Origin of the sequence: Streptomyces sp. MK37H, from assembly GCF_018035285.1 — a bacterium.
Classification (GTDB): Bacteria; Actinomycetota; Actinomycetes; order Streptomycetales; family Streptomycetaceae; genus Streptomyces; species Streptomyces endocoffeicus.
In genome coordinates this window covers 1-3,108 of record NZ_JAAAYH010000683.1, presented here as the reverse complement: position 1 = coordinate 3,108, position 3,108 = coordinate 1, and the positions used below count along the sequence as shown (strand labels likewise).

Here is a 3,108-nt window from a genome sequence, read left to right as displayed (position 1 = left end):
GGAACCACCGTGTCCGGGAGGGGCCATGTCCCCGGGGGATGCCAAGCCCCGGGGAGGTGACGTGTTCCTGGCAACCCATTGGCAACCGGGCCTCGGTCAGGTGACGTGTTCCCAGGAGCCGCGCAGACCCCGTGGCGGAGGGTCGATCATGAGGGCGCGTGGCCTATATGGTCGAAGCACGCCGCCCCACCGGACGCCCGACCGTCGGAGGTTCCCGTGCCGAACGGATCGCTCTCCCTCGCCGCCTCGCTCTACCTGCTCTCCTACGACCCCGAGACCGGCCAACCCGCCGGTGCTCACACCGCCCTCCTCGTCCGCGCCGCCGCCCTCACCGAACTCGTTCAGCGGGGCATGCTCACCGACGCCGACGGCAGCCCCTGCCCCGTGGCCGACGCCGCCACCGGCGACCAAGTGCTCGACGGGCTGCTGGAGCTGATCGGCGAATCCCGGCCGCGCAGCTGGCAGATCTGGGTGGGACATCAGCCGCGGCTGACCGAGCACGCGGTCCGCGACCAGATGGCGGCAGCCGGATATGTGCGGGCGAAGGGGAAGCGGATGCTGGGGCTGTTCCCGGCCAAGGAGTACACGCTGGAACGACCCGATCAGGTGGCCGGTATGCGGGACGACGCGGTGCGCGTGCTGCACGGTGAGCAGCCGGCGGCCGAAGTGTCCGAACGGGACGCGGCGTTGGTCACCCTGGCGGCGGCGGGTGAGCTGAGGTCCGTGGTGACGGCCACGGACGCCAAGGTCCGCAAGCGCCGGATTCTGGAGCTGGGGGAGCGCTGCGGGGGCATGGGCCCGGTGCTGGAGAAGGTGATCGCGCAGGTGCGGACGGCGCTCGCCGCCGCCGTCGTCACGACCATGCTGGCGTCGACCACGGCCGTGACCGCCACCTGACCCCTCACCGGTAGGGGCGGGCTCAAGCGCCCGTACGGGCCAAGAATCCGTACGGGCCAAGACGTCCGTACGGGGCGGGCGCCCGTACGGGCCCGAGCCTCCGTACCGGCCCGGGCTTCCGTACGGACCTCAGGCGTCTCTCAGCAGCGACGCCAGCCCCTCGTCCAGGTCGAGCTCCCCGGCCTCGCTGCCCTCGGGGACGACCGCGTACGACCGGCCGAGGAATCTGCGGAGATCGGCGGTGTCGAACTGGACCATGGCCATGCCCTCGGGGGCATGGAACTCCAGGACCGTCCCCTGTGGTCCGCTCGGCCACATCTGCACATCCCCGCTGCCCGCGGGGCCCCGCAGCCCGGCCGCGAGCAGCTCGCGCCCGAACGTCCACTCCACCGCGGAGCCGTCGAGGGACGCGGAGGGCGGGAAGGAGACGCGGACGGCGAACGGGTCGTCCCGCTCGTAGCGCAGGCACGCCGGAATCGCGCGTGACTCGGGCGTCGACGCGATGAGCTGTGCCTGGACGGCTTGGTCGATGACAGTGGTCACGTCGGCTCCCTTGCGATAGGTGCGGGGCGCGTCGCCCTTACGACCGTTAAGACGTTTGGGCGATCAGGCCAGTGCACCCGCTTTCGACGTGACGTGCGTCACGACTGATTTTTCGAGGGGACATAGGGCATTTAGGCTTGCCAAACCATGCAAGGTCTCGGGGCGCCGTGCGGAGCTGTTACAGAAACGTCGGCAATGACGAGGCACCCACCCCAGGGGTTGTTCCACCATGACCGAAGGTCACGCGGCGCTCGACACGGCCGCCTACAGCCGAATCTACGAAGCCGAATATTCGCGTCTGTGCGGATATGCCCGAACTCTCACCGGCGACCCCTGGGTTGCGGGGGACCTGGTGGCCGAGGCGCACTACAGCGTGTGGCATCGGATCCGCGCCGGACATCCCCTCGGCGCCGATGCCGTCCCGGCCGAGCTGACGGGCGCCGTAAGGGCGCTGTCGGCCGGGGTGGGGATCGGGGGTCCGTCGCAGCAGGCGTCGTACCTCGAACCGCTCGTCCAGGTCCTCGACGAGCTGCCGCAGCGCTGGGTCAAGGTGCTGTGGCTCGCCGAGGTGGACGGGCTCCCGCCGGAGGAGGTGGCGTGGCGGACCGGGGCGAGCCCGGACGGTGCGGCGGCCTTGGTGGAGCGTGTCCGGGAGACCGTGCGCCAGGAGTTCCTGCGCGCCCAGCCCGGCTATCCGGCGAGCGCCGCGTGCGGTGGGCACTGGGAGGGGCTGCCCGACCATGTGCGGGGCGCGGACTCCCCCCACCAGGCCGAACAGATCGCCGTCCACATCGACGGCTGCCGAGACTGCCGGGGCCGGATGGAGCAGCTGGTCGCTGCCGACGACCGGCTGCCCGCGCTGACCGGCCCGGCGCTGCTCGCGCTGTACGACCGGGACATGGCGCGTTTCCTGGCGCCGCTGGCGGCCGCCGGTGCGGTGGGTGCCGTGGGGGCCGCCGGAGTGGGTGCCCTGGCGACCGGCGGCGGTGCGCACGCGGCGCCCTCGAACGGGCCGCTGGTCTCCTCCCGCCGTTCCATGCACCACCTCGTCCGCGGACAGGTGCGCCAGGCGGGGCCGGTGGCGGTCGCGGCGGCCGCGGGCGGTGTGCTGCTGGTCGCGGGGGCGGCGGTCATGACGGGGCTGGCGCTGACGGACGGCGGCTCGGCGGAGGCGCAGCAGTCAGCGGCGGCCTCGACGCCGTCCATATCGGATACATCCGACTCCGCTGATCCTTCCGCTTCTTCCGATTCATCCGCCACATCCGGGGCCTCGCGGCACTCGGAGGGCTCGCGGGCGGGCGTTCCGGGGGAGGCGTCCCGGAACCGGCCGTCCACCTCGAGCGTGCCCGCCGGGCACTCCCCGACGGATGTGCCGTCCAGCGCCGTGTCCCCTTCGCGCAAGGCGCCGACGTCCGCTTCCTCCGAATCGTCCTCGGCGCGACCGTCTTCGCCCTCGTCGCCCCCTTCGTCCTCCGCGTCGAACGGCCCGTCGGACCGGCCGACCGACGAACCGACGCAGAAGCCGACGCAGCGTCCCACGGACGAGCCCACACAGCGGCCCACGGCCAAGCCGACCGACTCCGATCCCGGCTCCGGCTCCGACGACTCCCGGGACTGTGTCTCGCTCGTGGTCCGGCTCTGCGTCTCCCGCTAGGCCCGCCAGGGGGT

Annotated in this window: 3 protein-coding genes; 2 read left to right on the top strand and 1 reads right to left on the bottom strand. The window is 72.3% G+C overall.

All coding sequences use genetic code 11. The annotated features are described in order from the left end of the window. The first annotated feature begins 216 nt into the window (after nucleotides 1-216). On the top strand, nucleotides 217-897 hold the full coding sequence (locus GWI24_RS42670; protein WP_210951394.1) for a GPP34 family phosphoprotein: 681 nt from the start codon (nucleotides 217-219) through the stop codon (nucleotides 895-897). Nucleotides 898-1,026: 129 nt separating this feature from the next. Here the strand turns inward: GWI24_RS42670 and GWI24_RS42665 are convergent, their stop codons facing one another. Beyond that, nucleotides 1,027-1,440, bottom strand: coding sequence for an SsgA family sporulation/cell division regulator (locus GWI24_RS42665; protein WP_198281932.1), 414 nt, complete (start codon nucleotides 1,438-1,440; stop codon nucleotides 1,027-1,029). A gap of 229 nt (nucleotides 1,441-1,669) precedes the next feature. Between GWI24_RS42665 and GWI24_RS42660 the strand changes: the two genes are divergently transcribed. Continuing rightward, nucleotides 1,670-3,094: a hypothetical protein gene (locus tag GWI24_RS42660; RefSeq protein WP_210951393.1), complete on the top strand. Its 1,425-nt coding sequence runs from the start codon at nucleotides 1,670-1,672 to the stop codon at nucleotides 3,092-3,094. Nucleotides 3,095-3,108 lie beyond the last annotated feature (14 nt).

Excerpts from the sequence above, each read along its gene's own strand:
- GWI24_RS42660 (WP_210951393.1), top strand. The coding sequence starts at position 1,670 with ATGACCGAAGGTCACGCGGCGCTCGACACGGCCGCCTACAGCCGAATC.